Annotated in this window: 1 protein-coding gene; it reads right to left on the minus strand. The window is 37.3% G+C overall.

Annotation, left to right across the window (positions count from 1 at the left end; genetic code table 11):
* Positions 1 to 217: 217 nt before the first annotated feature.
* Positions 218 to 1,012: a DUF2971 domain-containing protein gene (locus tag DFQ00_RS28695; RefSeq protein ID WP_110899780.1), complete on the minus strand. Its 795-nt coding sequence runs from the start codon at positions 1,010 to 1,012 to the stop codon at positions 218 to 220.
* Positions 1,013 to 1,141: the final 129 nt, after the last annotated feature.

The following is a 1,141-nucleotide window of genomic DNA, read 5'->3' on the forward strand; positions in this document are numbered from 1 at the left end:
ATAATCTTCATAATCCGCTTCTTCGTAAAATCATCCATGAATTAGTCTCGCCTGCCTTATTCTCTTTTGCCTTGATTATATCACGATGATTTCTCATAACGTTCCTGTATTCACGACTCGACGCATGTCGAGTGTCAGGCGAATGCCGGACCCAGGACGTATGTCCGCAGCGTGAATATTATGTTATGTGATGAATAGCAGCTTCCAAGAAATGCCTTCAAAGATTTAGTGATTCCAAATGATAGAATTTCGAGTTGATTTGAACCATCTTATACATAGGGCAATCAAAAGATTCTTTTATTCTTTTTGATATTGTTTCAGCCTCTTCACAATTCAATCCAAAATATATAGCAGTAGGCTGAATAGGACATTCGACCAGCCCACTCTTTTTATCCTCTGCATTAAACATTACTCGCCATTCTTTTTCGTACGCCCAACTTTTATGCTTAATCTGCATTAAAAAATAAAGCAAATATATTCGCATATCAGGAGGGTGCTGAAAGCTCAATCTCATCAAATTAGTGATATCATATCTATCGGTCTCATACCCTACAGGAAACAATTGCTCAGAAAAATCATTTTCGCCGTCTAGGGAGCTAAAGTTATACTCAACACACATCCCCTTATGATTACTCGCATAATGCGCCCACATTGGCATGTTATAAAGTTCTTCTGAAAAGCAACTAATTCTATTATGATCTCGCATAGAATCAAGAGCACCATGTACGATATCGTTGGTAGATAAATACTGTAATTTATCAGATGGAAGTGTTGTTTTAAAATATCTTGATAACTCTTCTTCATCCCAATGAACACCAATACAGTCGTATGGATCATTTAAATCTTTTGGAGTCGAAAACCAAATTTTATTTTGTATGAGACTATTTATCCTTGCTTCTTCAATTGGTTGAAACTTAAATAGTCTATTTGGAATTTGTTCTTTTTTTATCTTATAGGCTTCTTCTCTCTGTCCTTTGAGATAACATTCAAGAAAATCTTTTAGCCATTCCATGGTTGTCCTCCTGATTCGATTTGCTATTTTTCACATAACGTTCCTGTATTCATGAACCCCGAAGGGGTTGTCTGCTGAAATGCCTCCTCGAAATCCATCCCGCAGACCCAGACTCCGAAGGAGCCGCAG

The organism is Paenibacillus barcinonensis (assembly GCF_003217495.1).
GTDB lineage: Bacteria > Bacillota > Bacilli > Paenibacillales > Paenibacillaceae > Paenibacillus > Paenibacillus barcinonensis.